Source organism: Bacillus cihuensis, from assembly GCF_000504145.1.
GTDB classification, from domain to species: Bacteria; Bacillota; Bacilli; order Bacillales; family DSM-1321; genus Peribacillus; species Peribacillus huizhouensis.
Window position 1 is genome coordinate 1,552,234 of sequence record NZ_KI632495.1, and the last position, 20,883, is coordinate 1,573,116.

Sequence of the window (20,883 nt, forward strand, 5' to 3'; positions counted from 1 at the left end):
CGATTGATCGAAGCTAGAGCGAAGATCTTAACGACAGTAGAACGGGACTAACAATCAGCGGGGGAGAAGCCCGTCACTGATTGAAGTTTCACTTGATAGGATTAAATATAAAACATATACGAATCATGTTCACTATCATCTTTATAATTCGCTAGATCCTCAAGTGTCGTACTATCTAGGACATCCTTTACTGCATCACGAATCCGAACCCATAGTTGGCGTTTAATTGGCTCTTCGTCCTCAATACCTTCAACAGGGGTAATCGGACCTTCCAATACGCGGATGATGTCACCAGACGTAATTTCTTTCGGTTCTTTCGTTAGAATATACCCGCCATATGCTCCACGAATACTGCGCACTAAGCCAGCATTTCTAAGCGGGGCGATCAGTTGTTCTAAATAATGCTCTGATAAATTATGCGTCTGTGCAATCGACTTAAGCGATGTCGGGCTCTTCCCCTCGCCATACTGCTTTGCCAATTCAATCATAATGGTTAAGCCATAGCGGCCTTTTGTCGAGATTCTCATCGTTTACCCACCTTCATGTTTTCCTTCAAACTATATCGTATCGAATTAATTCCGATTTAACTGTTTTAATATTGCTAACTGATGGAAATTCTTTTTTACGCTTTAAAAATTATAGCATAATCCTAAGTGAAATGCATAATAGTGCACGTTTAAAAAGGAGGATAAAAGAGCCGAGAAGTTCTTAACAGCGATCTTCATTAACCTTTCGCATATGCACTAACGTTAAGGACCTAACTTTTTGAACAACCTCAAATAGCCTATTTACGTTCTTTTTCATGAAAAATATGATACCTTTATCTTACACAATAGCTATAGGAGCGATGACGATGTCCATAAAACCACTTGCATTTAGGATGCGCCCCCGTTCTATCGAGGAAGTGATGGGGCAGGAGCATCTCGTAAATGAAGGAAAAATTATCAATCGAATGGTCAAAGCAAAACAGCTTTCTTCGATGATCTTATACGGCCCGCCCGGGGTTGGAAAAACATCGATTGCTAGTGCGATTGCTGGCAGTACCCAATTCGCCTTTCGTACGTTGAACGCGGTAACAAATAATAAAAAAGATATGGAAATTGTCGCTGCCGAAGCAAAAATGTCAGGGAAAGTCATTCTTCTATTAGATGAAGTGCATCGACTCGACAAAGCGAAACAAGATTTCCTGTTACCGTATCTTGAAAATGGCATGATCACGTTAATTGGAGCGACAACAAGTAACCCGTATCATGCAATCAACCCAGCCATTCGGAGTCGTTGTCAAATCTTCGAACTAAAAGCACTTGAACCCGCTGATATTGTTACGGCATTGAAACGTGCGATCGAGGACGATGAGCGAGGACTTGGGAAATTTACGACAGATGTAAGTGAGGAAGCACTCCTTCATTTGGCAACCGCCTCAAATGGCGACGTAAGAAGCGCATTGAACGCCTTGGAGCTAGCGGTCATCTCAACAGAGCCTGACATGGATGGGACGATTACAATCACAGTGGAAATCGCAGAGGAATGTATCCAAAAAAAACACTTTTCCCACGACAAAGATGGCGATGCTCATTATGACGTAATTTCAGCCTTTCAAAAATCTATTCGTGGTAGTGACGTGAATGCCGCCCTTCATTATTTAGGTCGTTTAATTGAAGCAGGTGATTTAGTAAGCATTGCCCGCAGACTTGTCGTCATTGCCTATGAAGATGTCGGTCTCGCTAATCCGCAAGCTGGACCACGTGCATTAGCAGCAGTTGAAGCTGCCGAACGCCTCGGCTTTCCTGAAGCCCGCATTCCGCTAGCTAATTCTGTCATCGAGCTTTGCTTATCACCTAAATCAAACACAGCCATGACAGCGATTGACGCAGCGCTGGCTGATATTCGTGCCGGAAGCACTGGTGATATACCTGACCATGTGAAGGACGCCCATTACAAAGGGGCTAAGGAACTCGGACGCGGCGTTGAATACCTCTATCCACATAATTATGAAAGCGGATGGGTAAAACAGCAATATTTGCCGAATAAACTCGCTAACAAAAAATATTATCAGCCTAAAACGAGCGGCAAATTCGAACAAGCTCTTGCAGCTGTCTATGATAAAATTGAAAAAAACTCCAAGCCTAGTCCTACACGGAAATAAAGGCTTGGTGTTTTTTAACATTATGCACCTAGAATAAATAGAATTAGAGTGACAGAGCCCATTTCACATGATCTAACCCATTTATTACGCTTTCCCCCGAAACTTCATCTTGCTTAACGGAATAAATAAACGGAATCTCAGACTTATCGAGCCGGAAAGCAAATTTGCGTGCCGGATTGGTTTCATTACGTGCCAGCCTGAAGCTTTTGCGTGCCGGATTGGAGGTTTGCGTGCCGGAGCACAGCTAAACAGGACAAGAGATGAATCTTGAAACTAAGACGCCGACTCCATACACCAATCTCTTACCGCCAGAAAGATTTTCGTAGCAAAAACCCCCGAATTATACTCATTAGGGGGTACACAAATTAAGCTGCTACATCTCGTTTTACAAAAGCCCAGAATGCAACGACAAGGAAGATGATGTAATACACGAGCAATACAATGAGCGAAAACGATAAGGTCATGCCTTCAACCATCAGTGTCCCAGAGCCAAAGTACGGGAGCAAATTCGTGTTGGCGAACAGTAGATATTTTGCCCAATCAAAGAATCCCGCAATGATGGATGTTACGATACTACCCATTAATAAAAGGAAGATGGAAAGTCCGATAGCAAGAGAACTGTTACGGAAAGCTGCCGAAATCATGAACGCCATCGTCGTAAAAATTAGTAATCCAACCGAACTCAATGCGTATTGCGACAGTAAAAACGGAATTTGCGCACGTTCTACAATTTGACCATCTAAATAAGCTAAATGCGGCTGGTTCTGTTCAAATCCAAAGAATGCAGCACCTAAAATAAAGCTTAGAACAAATAAAATGGCTAGCATAAATAGAGCATATAAAAGGACCGTTATGTATTTACTCAACAAAATCTTCGCTCTACTAATCGGGCGAATGAGCAATAGTTTGATCGTTCCCCAGCTGAATTCACTTGCCACGATTCCCGCCGCGATAATGATTGTAAACAAGGCGACAATATCGACTAATCCCATCATCCCATTCATAAACGTCCAAACATTATAAGACGTCACTTTTGGCATATCATGCGAAATGCGGTACTCATTCTCAGCGATTATTCTTTCAATCTCCTTTTTATAAGGACCTGGTGTTGATTTGAGCTCTTCCTTTAAGTCTTTATTTTCTTCTTCCAGCGCTGCCTGCCAATTTCCATTATCGTCAATCACATTGTCCTGGCTATTTACAAACGTGATTCCAATCGCCGCAACCACTACTATGATCGCAAGGATGCCAATCATGATGAAACTTGATTTTCGTTTAAAAATCTTGACCCATTCGTTTGCGAGCAATCCCATTAAGCAATCCCTCCTTTTTCACTTGTGATTTCAAGGAATTTCTCTTCAAGAGACTGATTGATTTGTTTTACTTCATAAATATCACAATTGTTTTCAACGAGTCGTTTTACTAGTTTAGGAACATCAATAGACGCGCCTTCCACATGAAGTAGTTGCTTCGCCACTTTCACTTCTACACCCTCAAAAGCATTTTGTAACAGATTGAACGCTTGATCAACCGGCTTTGCCGAAATAAGATAGGAAATATTTCCATCATTCACCATATCATTTACAAGTTGTACGTCGACCATACGGCCATTTTGAATAATGCCAATCCGATCACACATCATTTCCATTTCAGATAACAAGTGACTCGATACTACCACGGCCATGTCTTCCTCACGAGCTAGTCGTTTCAAGTAATCACGAATTTCCCTGATACCAGCTGGATCAAGTCCATTCGTTGGTTCATCCAAAATCAATACTTTTGGTCGATGAAGCAAGGCTTGGGCGATCCCCAGTCGCTGCCGCATCCCTAATGAGTACGTTTTTACTTTCTCTTTCATTCGATTTTGCAACCCAACAAGCTCAGCAACCTCATCAATCCGCTCCATTGTTACCCCTTTTGTCATCCTTGCATAATGCTTTAAATTATCATAACCAGACATAAATTTATACATTTCAGGATTCTCAACAATGGCGCCCACTTTAGCGATCGCTTCTTCATAATTACTTTTTACACTATGTCCATCTATGAAAATATCACCAGACGTTATTTTCATTAACCCAACAAGCATCCGAATTGTCGTTGTTTTTCCAGCGCCATTTGGCCCAAGAAAACCGAATATCTCTCCTGCGTGCACATCAAAACTAAGATTATCAATAATCGTCTTACTGCCTATTTTCTTCGAGACGTTATTTAACGAGACTACTATCAAATTAAACCCTCTCCTTTTCTTTCTTCAGACATCTTCTAACTAATTATCATTGGAGGAAATACTTTTAAATTTTAACATTATTTTACTAATATGTCACTTCAAGTTCGTTTAACATTTACGATTCTACCACTTTGAAATACTATCAAAATCTAGTAAATTTCTATATAATTACTTTTAGGTCCCATTATAAAAAAACAGGAAGGAAGTACTAGATGAAACGTCAAAAGAAAACGAAGAAGAAAAAGAGCTGGCTGAAGATTATCAGTATTACCCTTCTCATTTTTCTAGCAGCAGGGGGTGCTTATGCATACTCGGTATATCATTCCCTCACAAACGCTGTTAATACGATGCATACGCCGATAGAAGATCGTCCTATTTCTGAAAAACGACAAAAAGAAATCGCCTATGCTCAAAAAGAACCATTTTCCGTCCTCATACTAGGTGTTGATGAACGTGATGGAGACAGTGGACGGTCTGATACGATGATCGTTTTAACCGTGAATCCAGATACAAATTCCGTGAAAATGTTAAGTATTCCACGGGATACTCGAACGGATATTATCGGCAAAAATAAAGTGGACAAGATTAACCATGCCTACGCATTTGGCGGCGTGAAAATGTCAATGGATACAGTCGAGAACTTCCTTGATATCCCATTAGATTATTACGTAAAAATCAATATGGAAGGTTTTCAGGATATCGTAGATTCAGTGGGCGGCGTTGAAGTAAACAATGACTTAGACTTTAGCTATGGAGGAGATCACTTCCCAATCGGCAAGATCAAACTAGATGGAGCAGAAGCTTTAAACTTCTCTCGAATGAGATATGAAGATCCACGCGGTGACTTCGGACGTCAATACAGACAACGTGAAATCATTCAAGGAGTCATTAATAAAGGGGCAAGCTTTGCTACTTTAACAAACTACTCAACTATTTTTGATGCATTGAGCAAAAACATCGAAACAAACCTAACATTCTCTCAAATGAATGACATCCAGAAACACTATCGCACTGCAGCGAAAAAGGTAGAACAAATGGAGATGAAGAGCACAGGTAAACGAATCGATGGAATCTATTATGGATTTGTAAGTAACGAAGAAAAACAAAGAATCCATGATGAACTAAAAGCACATTTAGAGTTAAAATAATGAATGTTGTCTAAAAGGGTCAGACCAAGCACTCTCCACACAGTTTTTAGATGTTGCTGGGTCTGACCCCCTTTTAAGATTGTTTGACAAAATACGAGTCGATGCAAAAAATTTGTAGGAATTTATCTTGTTTATGTGCGCGTAATTCGCGGTATACTTTTACTAAAGGAGAAAGTTTTTTTCTTTCTAAAAATAAAAATAGGAGTCGATCGTAATGAAAATAAAAGCTGGCAGTTGGACTATGCTTTCCTCACAAGACAAAATGTTCATCCTAAAAGCAATTAGCAATCGCACAAAGAAAGCGATGTAATCCTCTTACGGTCTTTAAAGGACATGGGGCGGGGCTTTGCGACTTATTAATAAGCCTTCTTCTTTTCAAGAATACTTATTTTATTAAAGTACCTAAATCCGGCTTCGCACCGCCATCATTGTGATTAGGTAAGTATAGCGTACTAAATATTAATCCTTCATGATAAATGGTTACGTTTTAACGCCATGTAGATTTTGAATGAAAAAGGAGAAATTATGATATTTTATTTAGCTAAAATCGATAATCCCACAGTATAAGCCACTCTCCTTTTTCCTTCACGACATAACAGTTTTGCTGCATCGTAAAAATACCAAACTGAGAATGAAACGTTACGTCAACAGGTACCTCATAAGCCTCAGCAAACACTTCACCGTCTTTATTCATTCTCCAGCCTTTCTTTTTCTTCCCTTTACCAATTTCAAAAGAAAAAGTTTCAACGTTCATATGCTGCATAAAAACATGGGAACGAGTTTGAATATAAGTAGCTTTTGGAAACCGAATCTTCATATCAGGGTGAAACAATGTCCATGACTGATCAAAGCTCCCCTCTGCTTCATACGTATAAAAATCACGAACCACTTTTTCAGGACCACTAGGAATGATAAGCATAACAAAAAGGACGATGCCGATTATAATAACTGCGATAACCAGTGGTAAAAACAGTTTTTTATTCCTTCTTTTTCTCATAACGCCCACCTACCATTTCCTAAAACAAGCTCTTCTTCATATGTATGTCAGGCTATGAAATAGTTATGTCATATTCGGTTGGGATTAAAAATATACTTAGTACATCCCCCAACCATAACATTCGCTTAATTATCCAAATTCTAGTAACATATCAATATGTAGAAAAAGAAGGAGGACTTATAGATGGACAAAGCTTTAGTAATACCATGTCCTCAAGGTAAGGATAAAATATGGACACGTGATTTCATAATACTTTGTATCGCTAACTTCTTTATTTTTCTCGGCTTTCAAATGACATTACCGACCATTCCGCTCTTTGTTGAATACTTAGGGGGAAATGATCAAATAATTGGCATTGTGGTTGGGATTTTTACATTTTCCGCATTGATTGTCCGCCCATATGCAGGACAAAATCTTGAAACAAAAGGAAGAAAATTGGTTTTTTTATTCGGACTTTCTATATTCGTTGTAACAGTTGGAGCATTTGGATACATGGCTAGCATCTTCATGCTATTCGCTTTAAGGGTTGCCCAAGGAATAGGTTGGGGGTTCTCTTCTACTGCTTCTGGAACGATTGCATCAGACATCATTCCTGCAAGCAGACGTGGTGAAGGCATGGGCTTTTACGGCTTGTCTGGAAATCTAGCTCTAGCAATTGGACCATCTCTCGGTCTAGTATTAGCAGGTAAACTATCATTTCAAACACTTTTCCTTTTATGTGGAGCATTAGGCCTAGGATCCGTTGCACTAGCTACTGCAATCCGTTACAAAAAAGGCGACAAACCCGCTGTCAAAACAACATCCCGTACTTTTGATATTTATGAAAAAACAGCCTTGCAGCCATCGACTTTATTATTTTTCATCACCGTCACATTCGGTGGGATTGCCACGTTTCTCCCACTCTATTCAATGAAACAAGGAGTCACAGGGATTCAATGGTATTTCCTTATCTATGCGATTGCCCTTTTATTCACACGTCTTTACGCAGGAAAACTATACGATACAAGAGGTCACAAATTCATTTATATTCCATCGGCTCTGTGTATTTTCATCGCTATGCTGCTGCTCGCATGGCTGCCAAATAACATCGTGCTCTACACAGCAGCCATATTCTACGGTCTCGGCTTTGGAACGGTCCAACCAGCACTCCAAGCATGGTCCATTGAAAAGGCGGCACAACATCGAAAAGGAATGGCCAACGCAACCTTCTTCTCCTTCTTCGATCTTGGCGTTGGAATTGGCGCCATCACATTCGGACAAATCGGCTACCTATTCGGCTATCGAAGCATCTATTTAACATCTGCTCTTTCTATTTTTATCTCGATGATTATATATTTATACTTTTTGAAGAAAAATGAACGATCGCTCGTGTAGGCAACAATGAATCTAGGAGAATGTGAAAAGACATTGCTAGAATATCTTGATGAAGGTATATCTTGTTTGCCTAGTTTGCAACCAAGAGTTGTACAGTGACAAAAAAGTTGTTTAATTTACAATAAAGTCGTTTAAAAAATAATAAAGTTGTTGAAAGAATGCGAGTCATTCTTTCAACAATCGGCCAGATTGTGGAGTAAATAAACAAGTGCGCTTTAAACTTTCTGAAAATTATGGGAGGAGATAAAAACGGTGAACAATGTTTTATTATAATTGAATTGCTCCTATAATAAAAAAGAGCGCGCGCTGTATTTAATTGGAAGGATCGAAGAAATGATTGCAAATCAACAATTAGTTATAAACAATCTTGCAGAAAAAATAAGAATATTTACTCATGCGGTTAATGGAAAGCTTATCAACGAAGAAGATTTCGTTTTGGCGAATACAGAAATACCCACTGATACATTCAATGTACTTTTGCCGAAATCTTCACATATAAAAAATGCATTTAATATTAGAAGTAGCATCGAAAATATGTCTCTTAAAGAATATCCCTTTAGTACGTGGATTGACTCCCGGTATTTGAACGCTGGCTGGCAAGACCTGATGCAAGAATACGACCTAAAAGAAGCAGAACGTAATGTAATGATGAAACTTGAAAATACTCTTAATGTCGGTCAAAGAAAGTCCCATCAGCTTATGATTACTCATGTGAGAAATTTTGAAGAACTTAAGGAATATAAAGAGGTTTTTATAAGCCTATTTGAAGGTACACCCGAAAAAGATGCGTTAGAAAATTATTTTAATAAGTTTTCTTATAAATTTAGGTTCTGAAATTCAAATGTTTATTGGACGCGTCGGTGAAATAACTATATCTACTGGTTTACTAATAGATAGCAAAGAAAGTTATGGTATTTATGATGTTATGACAAAAGAAACACATAGAAGTAAAGGATATGGCAGTGAAATGTTTCAATACCTTCTTACTCAAACTAAAGATAAACAAAAACCCGTTGTCTTACAAGCATCAAAGGATGGGGAAAATATCTATAAGCGCTTTGGGTTTATAGATGTCGGAGAAATGGTTGTATTTGAATAAGGAGATTTCTTATTAAGCTAAAAGGGAGCGTTAGTTTAACAAGAATTAAACAACTTTAATATCCTTTTAAGCACCATAATTCTTTTAGTCCAATTCCGTTTTAAACAACTTTTAAAAGCCTTATTACATTTAATTGTAGTAAGTCTCTTGTTTATTATGGAGAAATAAACAACTTTATTATCTCTCTACAAGAGTCTGTTACATAGCAATGGAAAGAGCCTGTTATGAAAAAATTTGATCATAACAGGCCATATTTAATGTAGGTTTGTAATAAAGATTGATTAAAATAGATTTAATTATTTAACTTAATCATATAATATTTATAATAAATCGTCGGGTAAATACCTAAAACATATGCACCCAGTTATCTCAATAAGTAAACGAATTAAATGTATAAAAAATAGGCCATAATGGCTAACAGGATTAATGACAGACACGATTCTTCACTAAAGCATTCAGATCAATTCTTTGATGGTTGAGTCAACCCGAATAAACCCACGATAAGAGTTAATCCAGCCACCATTGGAGTGATTCCAAAGAAACTTAGTTCAAATGTCCAAAAAACATTCGGCAAAAATGGTGCATTTGGAAAAAAGGTGGTTACGATTGGCGAATAAAACGAAATAATAAGACACGGGACTGTTACACACAGAATTAATGGTTTATTCATTTTAAACAACCACTTTTGTATAAAAAGTAGAGAAATATAAGCACCTAATAAAAATGGTGCAATTGAATAAAACCAAAAAAGAGGCAATATATGATAGGTTTCACTAGCCTTTTGTTGTAGAGATTGTTCAAAATGAAACCCCATAAATAATAATCCCAATAAACCTACAACCCAGAATAATTTCCAGAACCATATTGACCACTTTGGAAGCATCAGAACACCTCTTTTGAGCAAAAATTTTTAGATACATCTTCTATGTATATGAGTCCATTTCTTTGAATGTGTCTATTATTCCTTTTAAATTTCAACTACCCTGCTCCCCGTTCGTTCTAAGAAAAACTCTCTTAAAAATATAAACCAGCTCAATCATTTAATGATCTAACCGTTACAGAACTGTATCCATCTCTTCTTTAATTTTTTTAGTTGTTTTCTATTTTTTTCAAATTACCCCGGTATTTAAGTATCCAAAAATCTATCTCCAACAATAATCGGGTAAACTCCTTATACTCAATGTGTGCTTCTTTGACATTGTCAGTGTGTGATACAATTTCTTATTGATAATATTAACCTTGCTCATTTAAATGAATGACGTTTGAAACCTCGGCTGCACATAAATTGGCTAAAAATCTTTTTAACAATAATATTTTAGCCAATTGAATAAGAAAAAGGTTGTCATGAACACCCCCATTACATTAGAAAGAAATGAATGGTACTGCTATTTGGATTCACACAATACGGCAGATTGATTAAGGAAGAGTCACTGTAAAACTTTTAAATTCGATATCAGCTCCTTTTAAAGGATTGAATTCAGTTATCGTATCATTGCCTTGTGCGTCAATTTTCACACTGCTTCCTCCTATCGGTTGAGTAAGATAAGGAGTAATTGTCAACTTTTTCACATTATCACCAATTGGATCAATTAGACGAGTACCAGTCAAATGTTCCTTTCCTGCCATGATTTCGACTTTGCTTCCACCAGAATGAGATACAAGTTCATTACCTTTCTCATCGATTACTTTGAAGTCAAGCACACCGGATAAATAGCCTGGTTTTTCTGACTGCGCACTAAAGGTAAATAGCAAACCGGCTGGACTTACTTGTAAATCTGTAACAGTGAGATCTATACCACCTGCTTTCTGAGTATGATGAATCGCAACTGACTGGACATTTTCTTGAGCACTAACCGGGGTTGAGAAATCCCACTGCTTGCCATCCTTTCCATTAAACTTTAGCCCTAGCGTAAAAGCTTCTGGCAATTCTTCAAATGCATCAATATTAGCAATACCTATTCGATGAGTCTTTGATATTTCGGTTTCTTTATAGTCGCCAGCGTGTGAAAAGCTTTTCCCATTCACCGTGAAAGATGGTCCTGAGGATAAATAGAATTCTCCCAACGGCTTTTCTGATTCAATTGAAAATCCAATCGTAAACCGTGTCTTATCATAGAAAACTTCATGAAGTGTAATGGAAGTGCCATCTACTGTTTTCGTCATGCCGACTAGATCTGCTAAACCTTGCTTGCTTACTTGCTCTAAACCTCGATCTCCAGACTCACTAAATATCGTTCCGATAATTGGAATTTGTGAAACGATAATAGCCATAACGGGTGAGATGGTTGCCGAACTGAGAAACAAACCGAACACAACAACTGCAGCGCCTACACTATATAATATTTTCTTTCTGATGGAACTATTTCTTTTTGGCACTCTCCCCTGAACTGTGTTCAAAATAATAGCATCCAACTTATCAACCGGCACGTGAATATTATCTATTTCTTCTTTAAATGAACGAATTTTGTCTGTCATCACAATAAGCCCCTTTCATTTTTTTCTTTAACATCAATAATCCACGGCGAATATTCGTCTTCACCGTACCTTCAGGACAGTTGAGAAACGTAGCAATTTGGTTCACTGTATAATCTTCATAGAAACGAAGCAGCAGGACCGTTTTGTACTTCTCCTCGATTTCATTCATTGCTTGAAGTAAATCAAGTTGATCCTCGCGATGTAAGTGCTCCACCCCGCTCATATTTTCTAGCATTTCATGACTAATCGAAACAATCTTTTGTTTCTTTTTCAATGTTGCGATTGCTGTGTTAATTAAAATCCGCGTCATCCATGTAGAGAAATAATCGTTGTTTTCCAATGTTCCGATAGACGAAAAAGCTTTATAGATGCTTTCTTGAAACACTTCAAGCGCATCTTCTTCATTTCGCATATACACATAGGCCATTTTGTACAATTTTTCTTTTTCTTCATGAATTAATGTTTGAAATGCCTCGGCATCTCCTTGTTTGGCGCGGTTTACTACCTTAGATTTTGGCTTCACTTTAGACAACCTCCTTTTCTCTTCTCCACTATTAGAGAAAATGAAATAACAAAACGATTCAAATTTGATAAATTTTTTTATTGGTCACCCAGACTGAAATGGAAGCCGATCGGATTGAGACACTATATTGAAGTTCCTGAAAAATAATATTTTCTTTAACCACTGAATCAGAAACAGTAATAAACATGCAGTTCATGATATAATAATCATAAACAATCGCATACAAAAACAAAATTCCGAAAATTAAATCTCTTTAGGGGTCGATAAAAGATGACAGTGGATAGTAAAAATTCAATGAGTAAAGAACAAACTATTTTTAATCACATTGGCACTAAAATCAACACAGAAGATAGAGAAGTTAATATAGTTGCTAGATTAGAAGAACCACTTATCGTAGTTTTGGGAAATGTTTTGAGTGACGAAGAATGCGACGAGCTTATTAGATTGTCAAAAGACAAAATGCATCGCTCTAAAATCGGAGTTAGCCACGAAGTAAATGAGATAAGAACAAGTAATAGTATGTTTTTTCAAGAAAATGAAAATGACATCATTACCAAAATTGAAAAAAGAATATCATCTATTATGAATATACCCATTGAACATGGGGAAGGTATTCAAATTCTTCAATATACTCCTGGCCAAGAATATAAAGCTCATTTTGATTTTTTTACTTCTGCAAGTAACGCAACAATAAATAATAGAATTAGCACGATTGTCATGTACTTAAATGATGTGGAACATGGAGGAGAAACTTTTTTTCCTAAACTAAATTTTTCAGTATCCCCCCAAAAAGGAATGGCCGTGTATTTCGAATATTTCTATAACGATCAAAACCTAAATGAACTAACATTACATGGTGGAGCGCCAGTTATAACTGGAGAAAAATGGGTTGCAACACAATGGATGAGAAGACAAAAATAGTATATTCTAAGACGAACACAACTTCTAAAAAATCATTAGATCTTAACTTAATCGTGTCAACAAGACAATACTAGTATCAAGTAAACCCTATTAGCACATAAATTGTCCCCTATGTAACGTATAAAAAAATGCTGTGCCGAAAATGATACAGGGGGCATATTCTTTAATTTCCAATAATAGTATAATCACTTGTCAAATTCCCATCTATTGGAATTTAATTACTTTCAATATTTTTTGAGCTTTTTTAACTTTCACGGGAGCAATATAAGAAAAAGTACTTTTATATATTCAATCGGTTTCTTTCATTATCAAAAACTCTCTTATAAATGCACTTACACACATTGAACAGTCAATAACTGAGAGTAGCATACCCCATATTCGTGGTTATTTATTTTTAATTTCTTCTAATAGAGAAATAACCTTTTCATTCTGTTCAATTATAGTTTGATTTTGTTTCCTAAATTTTGCGAAATCAAACAAATAGACGATTAAAATTGCTGGACAAAGGAGGGAGAACTAAAATAATTTCAAACATCCCCTCACCTCCAAATCTCTAATCCATTCTAAATTATACCATTTTCCAATTCAACTAAAACGCTTAAATTAGCAACACTACAATCTATCAATCTATTCCCCTCAAAAAATTTCTCAACTTTGAAAGTAGCTTTTGTTCCTTCTACAAAAACATTCAACTAAATACTAAAAATGCAGCTCTTAAATGACTATCCCATCGGTGCGATAAAAATTTCTCCGAACAATAATTAAGGAGATTATTGTCTAACAAAATGAAACAAACCAGTCTGAATATGACCGGTTTGTCTCGTTTAAATTACACCATCTATTTTATCTCTCCGATATCATGACTTTGTAATTGCAGTCCTATCTTTATTGAACTTTTTGTTATCTCTCGCATCCCGTTTCTTTTCCAATATGGTTTGCCCTTTTTGTTAACTTATGTTTTTCACCGAAAAGAACAGCCATAGCAGATAAGTAAGTTTCTTATTTTTTATTAACACTCGCAAATAAAGAATATGTTTAATTTCATTTTTCAGTTAATGGGCTACTTTCTTTTTGGAATATCCCGTAATAACCAAACATGTAATAAACGCAACTATTGTAACGATGATAGCGAAAAATAATCCAATAGCTCTCATGAAAGTATCTTCTCCGGGATAAGATGGTTTTAGTGTCACGAACCAATAAACGAATACTAAAGTTAAGAAAATATAAAAACTGCTTCCGACAGCTCCCATCTTTAAGCGGTTGCTTTTCGTACCTTGCCAAGCCTTATTTATTACGATCCATAAAAAGATACTTCCTATTACAGCAAAAACCATCACAAGTATATGAAGAAATGGAATAAAGAAAAACATCAACATATACAGCACAAGACAAGTTGAAGATAATAGAACGGCATTCATGACGAATAAGAATATTCCAGATAACCAATGATTTTGAAACCACATAGTATTTTTTAGTTTATGTACTAGCTTGTTATTTCCAAAACTGTCTATTATTGGATGTTTAAACAATATAACAAGTGACACTCCAAGAATCCCGATCAATAAGATCAATGACATACTATCCCACCTAAAAATTAATCTGTAAAAGTTCTTGTTTTTGAATTGACAGTCCAAAGCTTACATATGTCTTCTAATGTTGAAAATCTAACGGCTTTTTCCTTTCCATTTTTTAATATAGAAACCTTAGCCATCGTAATAGCAATTCTCTCCGTAAGTTCTGTTACTCTCATTTTTCTTTTTGCTAACATCACATCAATATGACCGTCTCACACTGTCAAATCATTCTCTAAGTGCACTTCTTTTAACAGTTGATGATCAGCAGAGAATATAATTATTATCAATATAATAATACCACATTTATTGATTTACAATATTTTTTTATTAAATAACGTTGTATTTTTATTGAGCTAACTATCTCCAATAAAGTGGGTACACAAAAATAGCTAGCTATAAAGGGCAGCTATTTTCGGTGAAGAGCAAACCTACTATATGTTGCCTTCATGAGTGCCCGTTCATCACGAGACAAGATCATTGAATAGCATTTTGGAACAAATACTCATGGAAAGGATTCTCCGGTTTCATATTACTTGAAGGAAATTCATAAATCCTGTCGAATGTTGATTTAAGTACTGCCAATTAGTTAAGAGTAGAGTGCTACTGTATGTTCAATAATTTCATTTCACAATAAAATTGCACAATTATTACTCGTAGAATACAAATATAAATTATTTAAAAACGTCATTTTTTAGGAGGTTTGAAAGAATGGATAATCTTGAGTTAAAAGTTGGGATTCTATTTTCATTGACTGGTACGACAAGTATTACTGAACAAGGATTACACCAAGCTAGTTTATTAGCTATTCGCCATATTAATGAAAGTGGGGGAATTAACGGAAAAAAACTAGTTCCGATTGTCGAAGATGTTGCTTCAGATCCTTATTTAGCTGCCCGAAAAGCCGAAAAGCTCATCACTTCAGACAAAGTAGCAGCCATTGTTGGGCTCTATACTTCTGGCTGTAGAAAAATAGTGATCCCTGTTCTGGAAAAGCATAACGCCCTGCTATTTTATCCTACTTTTTACGAAGGTTCGGAACAACATCCGAATGTCATTTATTGTGGATCCTTGCCCAATCAGCAATTGCTTGATTTTATCCCATGGCTCATCCAAAATGTTGGAAAATCATTTTACTTACTTGGCTCCGATTATATCTATCCTTTGGAAACGAACCGTCATATTCGCCAGTTGATTCAAACCAATGGTGGTACTATATATGGAGCAAAATATGTAGCGTTGGGGCATCAGAACTTTGCTAAGACAATTAATGAAATTCGCGGAATGAATCCAGATATCATCTTCTCGACTTTGGTAGGAGATAGTGCACTCAGCTTTTACCAACAACACGAGCAACACGGACTACATCAGCCGATTGCCAGTACCGTTTCGGCTGAAACGGAAATTGCAGCCCTTCATCCCTACAAGGCCATTGGCCATTATTCTTGTTTTCCATACTTCAGTTCTATCGACAGCGACAGTAACAATAAGTTCATTACTGAATACCGACGAACATATGGCACCGATGTAATTAGTTCTATGATCGAAAGCGCTTATAATAGTGTCTTATTACTAGCAGAAGCCTTGAAAAGGACCGATACAATTTCAACCGACTCCATTCGCGGCGCTTTGTCCGGACTTTCACTTGAAACTCCGCAAGGAAAAGTCATGTACGATGTTGCGACTCAACATTTTTGGCTGAATTCTAGGATTGGAAAGGTTAATGAAACCGGTCAGTTCACTATTATATGGGAGTCTGGTAAGCCCATCGAACCCATTCCGTTTCTGGAACATAATCTATCGGATTCAACTCTGGATTTCAATCCCATTGATGACACCTTCCATTTGAAGTCTAAAATCATGCAGCATGATTCTCTATTGACCATGTTGAAAAAATCTCTATCAGCCCTGCCTGTTCCATTTGGTTATTTTGATGAAGACGGTGTTATGCTAGAAATCTTCAACTCATCTTTGATTCATACTCAACTTCATGAATTGAAGCCTGGGGCCAACGGTTATCGTGGATCCTTAGGCAAAAGTGGTATTGGTCTTGCACTGCGGAAATACTCAACTTCTTATGAAGAGACTAGAGAACTAAGGACAGGAGACACCCAATATGGGACGACGACAGTAGGTTTCCCCATCATCGGAAACTCCGGTGTCCGGAAAGGTGTATTAGCTGTATGGATTACTGATACTGGCCCTGAATCTACCGAACTCCTGCTCAAAAGTATAGCGAGCATCGTCCATGTATGCGCCAATATGGCAGATATCGAAGAGGAACAACGTACTATATCTGATGTACTACATGGAGTATCCGCTCAACTTACGAAGAGTCTATTTGTCATAAAAGAAGGAAGAGTTCTGTTTCAAAACCAAACGGCCGATACACTATTCAAACGCAAACGAGATTTGGTCAACTCCGTCCTGCTAGAGATCTCTTCAGAACAAGAAGAAAGTATAGAAAACTTTGTTCGGACTTTAAGGCGGGAGGATTCAGACGAAAGCTATGAAGTTAAAGTGATCTATAAAAACTCTATGCACTTCATATATTTTAAATTGCTCCCCCGCCAGATGAACCGTTTTTCGTTAAAAGAGAGGCGGAACTTAACTACCAATGATTTAATTGGCTCGAACGAATTGTTTTTGCAAACAATAGGATATGCCCGTTCCGCTGCAAAAACTAAGGCCAATGTCCTTTTGCTAGGAGAAAGTGGAACCGGGAAAGAGATGTTCGCCCGGGCTATTCATAATGAAAGCAAACGAAAGGAAAAACCATTTATTGCGATAAACTGCGCTTCCATTTCAAAAGAACTAATCAATTCTGAACTGTTCGGATATGAGGATGGAGCGTTCACAGGAGCCAAAAAAGGAGGGAATGCAGGTAAATTCGAAATTGCAAACGGAGGAACACTTTTTCTCGATGAGATTGGGGATATGCCTATTGATCTTCAATCAACATTATTGAGGGTATTGCAAGAGAAGGAAGTTGTTCGAGTCGGTGGCTATAAACCCATCCCCGTAGATGTTCGAATTATTGCCGCAACGAACAAAAATCTATTTCAGGAAATTGCCTATAATGGCTCTTTTCGGAGCGACTTATATTATCGCTTGAATGTTTTTACAATCGAACTGATACCGCTACGCAAAAGAACCGAAGATATTATCAAATTGAGCAGCTATTATTTGGAGGAACTTAGTGCTGATTTGGGGCAGCCGAGGAAGGAACTTTCAACGGAAGCCGCCGAGCTAATAAGAAAATACAACTGGCCAGGAAATATTCGGGAGCTGAACAATGTTATAGAAAGAGCATTTTATTTGGCCGAGGATTCTCCGTTTATTATGGTAGATCACTTACCTCAATTTATTATTCATAATTCTAATGCCTTGGGAGTTAATACACGGGATCTATTAATTGAGTCTCTTCCTGATGGGGCGAATATTGAAGCTTTCAAACAAAAAAGCGATGAGCACGAACGGCAAGTTTACATTCAAACTTTAATGAATCATAAGTGGAATATTTCAAAAACGGCAAAACAACTAGGAATTTCTCGCACAACCTTGTATCGTAAACTTAAAGAGCATAACATTCAAGCTAGAAAAGTTAAATTATAATCGCTAAGTATTTCCATTCTCAATACCACATTAGGCTCCTATTTTTAAAGTCAGCCGATTGGCTGACTTTAATTCGTTCACTTCATTCCGTTCGCTTATCTAGTCTACCGTTACGAAGAAGTCTTTTACAGAAGCCACTTCAACGGTCGTTCCTTAATTCATCGTGGTATCAAGACTTGTAATGAATGGCTATCACATCTTTTTAGCAAGGCTGACAGGTCGACCTGGCTCCAGAAAACGAGGTAGAGAGCTCAATTCTTCAATCGTTTCCTGGAGCTTGAGCTAAAATGAGTCAAAAATAAACAGAGTTAATTGACAAAGTCATATTAAAAACTACGCCTAAAAAATCAGAAGTTAGTAAACTCGCATTACTGTATCCAAAGTTTAAACAATCCTTCTGTTACACCTAAATTGTACATGTAATAAATTCCAAACACTGTACTAACCACTCCAGTAATTTGGGTAAATATTTTATTCAGACTTAACTTTGTGGCACTGAAAACAAATGGAATTCCAATAATCGTAGTAAAGAAAAGCATACCAACGACTGTTCCAATACCAAATATAAGGATATAAATAGCTCCTTCCCAAACATCCTGTACTGTACTCATAGTTAATAGAACCATTGCACCACTTCCTGCAAGGCCATGAACTAAGCCAATCAACGAGGATTTTAGATAGGAAACTTTTTTTTGATGATGTTTATGCTCATGTTGACCACTATGTACATGAGAATGAACATGTTTATGTTCTTCTCTATTATGTTCATGCTCGTGTATATGGATATTTTTAAAAGAAAGGAAAGTTGTAACGCCAAGATAAACAAGCATAATACCTACTAAAAATTCTAATGACATAGCCCATTCTTCCGGTATTTCACCTTTCATAAAAATGAGAATAATTCCAACTATAAATAATGTTGCAGTGTGACCTATCCCCCAAAACACTCCTGCTAATGAGGAACGTAATAACTTCTTACTTTGACTAGCTATTGTCGATACAGCGATTATGTGGTCTGGCTCAATTGCATGTTTGATTCCAAGTACAAATCCCAAAGCTAGAATGGATAGAAAACTTACCCCCATTAATATACCTCCCCGTATACCGTTACATAGATATGTAGAACTGTATCACCTCCAATAAGATTGTACAGGTAGCTATTGATGGATGTCGAAACTACAATTATTATTCATTCAAAGAAGGCTTATTCTTACATGCAGACAGGCAATATGTTATGCCTGTCCGCCAAACATACATTAAGACCCTGATTGCAGCTCAGAAACCTCGGACGATACAGAAGACTTTGTGGACAAATACGCAACTATGAAAAGTAGAATTGTGAGTATCGTTACACTCCATGTTGTTTTTGGCCCCACTGCATCCCACTGACCAATTAAAGTAAGAAAAGCAGGAATCGTTGCAGTAATCCAAGCTTGAATAAGGGTTACCCATCCAGTAAAGATAGCAATATTCTTCTTTGAAGCGAGTAATAAGTAGAACAATGTCCAGAGAAACGCCCACATCAACCAGATAACACCAAATTTCACATCATTGAAATGGATAAAGCTTACACTCGCATAACCTACTGCAAGGATAGCTACCCATAAGGAGTACCAACCTACGCCTGAGGAATTATAGTTTTTAAGATTCGTAATTCCTACATAGAGGTACGTAAAACCAAATAAAAAAATACCAGAGGCATTAAAAATGACCCAAGAATCCCCATTTGCTGTGAAAATTAAATAGAGAGGGGAGATCACCTGTATAGCACCGACAAAGAGATTAAACACTCCAGCACTTTTGCCGTCAATTTTACCAAACAGCATTAAACTGTTGACAAATAATACAGCACCGACATACATTAGTCCAACCGAGTTCACTTTTTAACCTCCTTTAAGAATCCAGGAACAGGTAGATTAAATGGTTTCCTTTATAATTACTTTTCAGAATATAGCGCTCTCCCTTTTTCCATATAACACCAAAACGATTCACCATTTTTAAGTCATCTATAACGAGCGTAAATGAATGTTTGAGTCATTTACGCTCGTTTTTTACTTTGGCCATTTTTTCCTCAAAGTCAAGTGTTTCAAAATCGTTAAATTTAACTTTAAACCGATAACTATTTTGGCGATATTTGATAATCCTATTGACTCTTTAAAGAAAGATCCTCTAGAAGAACTTGCTTCTTGATCCAACTCATGACTTCATCTAGGCCTTCTTCTGTTACCATATTAGTGAACAAATATGGCCGATCCCCTCTCATACGTTTAGTGTCTCGATCCATCATCTCCAAGTCTGCACCAACGTAAGGAGCAAGATCAATCTTGTTAATGACCAGCAAATCAGAACGAGTAATTCCTGGACCACCTTTGCGTGGGATTTTATCACCTTCAGCCACATCGATAACATATATGAAAGCATCGACTAGCTCTGGACTGAAAATGGCCGACAAGTTATCACCCCCGCTCTCTACTAAAATAAGCTCGACATCTGGAAAACGCTCAACAAGATCGTCAATCGCTTCTAAATTCATAGAAGCATCCTCCCGAATCGCTGTATGAGGGCATCCTCCCGTTTCGACTCCAACGATCCGTTCTGCAGGGAGAACTCCTGAACGAACCAGAAATTCCGCGTCTTCTTTTGTATAAATATCGTTTGTGACGACGGCCATGCTGTAATCCTTCGCCATGTGTTTGGTCAAACGCTCGGCAAGTGCCGTTTTACCTGAACCAACTGGTCCTGCAATACCTACTCTGACATATCCCATTTTACATACCTCCG

Annotated in this window: 17 protein-coding genes and 1 pseudogene; 6 read left to right on the plus strand and 12 right to left on the minus strand. The window is 37.3% G+C overall.

The features are described from left to right. Positions 1-101: 101 nt before the first annotated feature. Positions 102-527 carry a cysteine metabolism transcriptional regulator CymR gene (cymR, locus tag V179_RS0113330; RefSeq protein WP_028391914.1) on the minus strand — a complete coding sequence of 142 codons (426 nt, stop codon included), beginning with the start codon at positions 525-527 and terminating at the stop codon, positions 102-104. Between the two features lie 326 nt (positions 528-853). Between cymR and V179_RS0113335 the strand changes: the two genes are divergently transcribed. Beyond that, positions 854-2,146 carry a replication-associated recombination protein A gene (locus tag V179_RS0113335; protein ID WP_028391915.1) on the plus strand — a complete coding sequence of 431 codons (1,293 nt, stop codon included), beginning with the start codon at positions 854-856 and terminating at the stop codon, positions 2,144-2,146. Between the two features lie 365 nt (positions 2,147-2,511). On the opposite strand, the gene V179_RS0113340 is transcribed toward V179_RS0113335, so the two are convergent. Together V179_RS0113340 and V179_RS0113345 are read right to left on the minus strand one after the other, a co-directional pair. Continuing rightward, complete coding sequence (locus V179_RS0113340) at positions 2,512-3,459, minus strand: ABC transporter permease (protein WP_028391916.1); 948 nt, start codon at positions 3,457-3,459, stop codon at positions 2,512-2,514. Further along, entirely contained in the window at positions 3,459-4,376 is a 918-nt protein-coding gene (locus tag V179_RS0113345; RefSeq protein WP_028391917.1) for an ABC transporter ATP-binding protein, read from the minus strand. The genes V179_RS0113340 and V179_RS0113345 overlap by 1 nt, the downstream gene beginning before the upstream one ends. A gap of 212 nt (positions 4,377-4,588) precedes the next feature. Between V179_RS0113345 and tagU the strand changes: the two genes are divergently transcribed. Further along, a complete protein-coding gene (tagU, locus tag V179_RS0113350; protein ID WP_028391918.1) occupies positions 4,589-5,524 on the plus strand; it encodes a polyisoprenyl-teichoic acid--peptidoglycan teichoic acid transferase TagU in 936 nt (311 codons plus the stop codon). 541 nt (positions 5,525-6,065) lie between these two features. Here tagU and V179_RS0113360 read toward each other — a convergent pair. Further along, the gene (locus tag V179_RS0113360) at positions 6,066-6,521 is read right to left on the minus strand and encodes a hypothetical protein (protein WP_028391919.1); all 456 of its coding nucleotides are present in this window, start codon (positions 6,519-6,521) and stop codon (positions 6,066-6,068) included. Between the two features lie 183 nt (positions 6,522-6,704). Between V179_RS0113360 and V179_RS0113365 the strand changes: the two genes are divergently transcribed. After that, a complete protein-coding gene (locus V179_RS0113365) occupies positions 6,705-7,895 on the plus strand; it encodes an MFS transporter (protein WP_028391920.1) in 1,191 nt (396 codons plus the stop codon). A 333-nt stretch (positions 7,896-8,228) separates the two neighbouring features. Continuing rightward, positions 8,229-8,994 (plus strand): annotated as a pseudogene (locus V179_RS27885) (GNAT family N-acetyltransferase). Positions 8,995-9,454: 460 nt separating this feature from the next. On the opposite strand, the gene V179_RS0113375 reads toward V179_RS27885, so the two are convergent. The 3 genes from V179_RS0113375 to V179_RS0113385 all read right to left on the minus strand — a co-directional run bounded on the left by V179_RS0113375 (position 9,455) and on the right by V179_RS0113385 (position 11,992). Then, on the minus strand, positions 9,455-9,877 hold the full coding sequence (locus V179_RS0113375) for a hypothetical protein (protein WP_028391921.1): 423 nt from the start codon (positions 9,875-9,877) through the stop codon (positions 9,455-9,457). A 533-nt stretch (positions 9,878-10,410) separates the two neighbouring features. Next, positions 10,411-11,469, minus strand: a complete 1,059-nt coding sequence (locus V179_RS0113380) for a DUF4179 domain-containing protein (RefSeq protein ID WP_028391922.1) — start codon at positions 11,467-11,469, stop codon at positions 10,411-10,413. Next, positions 11,444-11,992, minus strand: coding sequence for a sigma-70 family RNA polymerase sigma factor (locus V179_RS0113385; protein ID WP_028391923.1), 549 nt, complete (start codon positions 11,990-11,992; stop codon positions 11,444-11,446). The genes V179_RS0113380 and V179_RS0113385 overlap by 26 nt, the downstream gene beginning before the upstream one ends. A gap of 270 nt (positions 11,993-12,262) precedes the next feature. On the opposite strand from V179_RS0113385, the gene V179_RS0113390 reads away from it, so the two are divergent. Then, a complete protein-coding gene (locus V179_RS0113390; protein ID WP_028391924.1) occupies positions 12,263-12,913 on the plus strand; it encodes a 2OG-Fe(II) oxygenase in 651 nt (216 codons plus the stop codon). 1,052 nt (positions 12,914-13,965) lie between these two features. Here the strand turns inward: V179_RS0113390 and V179_RS0113395 are convergent. After that, a complete protein-coding gene (locus V179_RS0113395) occupies positions 13,966-14,493 on the minus strand; it encodes a hypothetical protein (protein ID WP_028392655.1) in 528 nt (175 codons plus the stop codon). A 17-nt stretch (positions 14,494-14,510) separates the two neighbouring features. After that, on the minus strand, positions 14,511-14,684 hold the full coding sequence (locus V179_RS30080; protein WP_084552420.1) for a helix-turn-helix domain-containing protein: 174 nt from the start codon (positions 14,682-14,684) through the stop codon (positions 14,511-14,513). Between the two features lie 514 nt (positions 14,685-15,198). Here V179_RS30080 and V179_RS0113405 point away from each other — a divergent pair. Beyond that, on the plus strand, positions 15,199-18,102 hold the full coding sequence (locus V179_RS0113405) for a transporter substrate-binding protein (protein ID WP_028391925.1): 2,904 nt from the start codon (positions 15,199-15,201) through the stop codon (positions 18,100-18,102). Positions 18,103-18,470: 368 nt separating this feature from the next. Here V179_RS0113405 and V179_RS0113410 read toward each other — a convergent pair whose 3' ends face one another. The 3 genes from V179_RS0113410 to ureG form a co-directional block, all read right to left on the minus strand. Next, positions 18,471-19,187 (minus strand): HoxN/HupN/NixA family nickel/cobalt transporter, encoded by a 717-nt coding sequence (locus tag V179_RS0113410; protein WP_028391926.1) that lies wholly within the window; start codon positions 19,185-19,187, stop codon positions 18,471-18,473. Positions 19,188-19,358: 171 nt separating this feature from the next. Next, positions 19,359-19,982 carry an AmiS/UreI family transporter gene (locus V179_RS0113415; protein WP_028391927.1) on the minus strand — a complete coding sequence of 208 codons (624 nt, stop codon included), beginning with the start codon at positions 19,980-19,982 and terminating at the stop codon, positions 19,359-19,361. A 263-nt stretch (positions 19,983-20,245) separates the two neighbouring features. After that, positions 20,246-20,869, minus strand: coding sequence for an urease accessory protein UreG (gene ureG / locus V179_RS0113420; protein WP_028391928.1), 624 nt, complete (start codon positions 20,867-20,869; stop codon positions 20,246-20,248). Between the last annotated feature and the right edge of the window lie 14 nt (positions 20,870-20,883).

Coding starts and splice junctions, on each gene's coding strand:
- cymR (WP_028391914.1), bottom strand. CDS start 527: ATGAGAATCTCGACAAAAGGCCGCTATGGCTTAACCATTATGATTGAA.
- V179_RS0113335 (WP_028391915.1), top strand. CDS start 854: ATGTCCATAAAACCACTTGCATTTAGGATGCGCCCCCGTTCTATCGAG.
- V179_RS0113340 (WP_028391916.1), bottom strand. CDS start 3,459: ATGGGATTGCTCGCAAACGAATGGGTCAAGATTTTTAAACGAAAATCA.
- tagU (WP_028391918.1), top strand. CDS start 4,589: ATGAAACGTCAAAAGAAAACGAAGAAGAAAAAGAGCTGGCTGAAGATT.
- V179_RS0113360 (WP_028391919.1), bottom strand. CDS start 6,521: ATGAGAAAAAGAAGGAATAAAAAACTGTTTTTACCACTGGTTATCGCA.
- V179_RS0113365 (WP_028391920.1), top strand. CDS start 6,705: ATGGACAAAGCTTTAGTAATACCATGTCCTCAAGGTAAGGATAAAATA.
- V179_RS0113375 (WP_028391921.1), bottom strand. CDS start 9,877: ATGCTTCCAAAGTGGTCAATATGGTTCTGGAAATTATTCTGGGTTGTA.
- V179_RS0113380 (WP_028391922.1), bottom strand. CDS start 11,469: ATGACAGACAAAATTCGTTCATTTAAAGAAGAAATAGATAATATTCAC.
- V179_RS0113390 (WP_028391924.1), top strand. CDS start 12,263: ATGACAGTGGATAGTAAAAATTCAATGAGTAAAGAACAAACTATTTTT.
- V179_RS0113395 (WP_028392655.1), bottom strand. CDS start 14,493: ATGTCATTGATCTTATTGATCGGGATTCTTGGAGTGTCACTTGTTATA.
- V179_RS30080 (WP_084552420.1), bottom strand. CDS start 14,684: ATGTTAGCAAAAAGAAAAATGAGAGTAACAGAACTTACGGAGAGAATT.
- V179_RS0113405 (WP_028391925.1), top strand. CDS start 15,199: ATGGATAATCTTGAGTTAAAAGTTGGGATTCTATTTTCATTGACTGGT.
- V179_RS0113410 (WP_028391926.1), bottom strand. CDS start 19,187: ATGGGGGTAAGTTTTCTATCCATTCTAGCTTTGGGATTTGTACTTGGA.
- ureG (WP_028391928.1), bottom strand. CDS start 20,869: ATGGGATATGTCAGAGTAGGTATTGCAGGACCAGTTGGTTCAGGTAAA.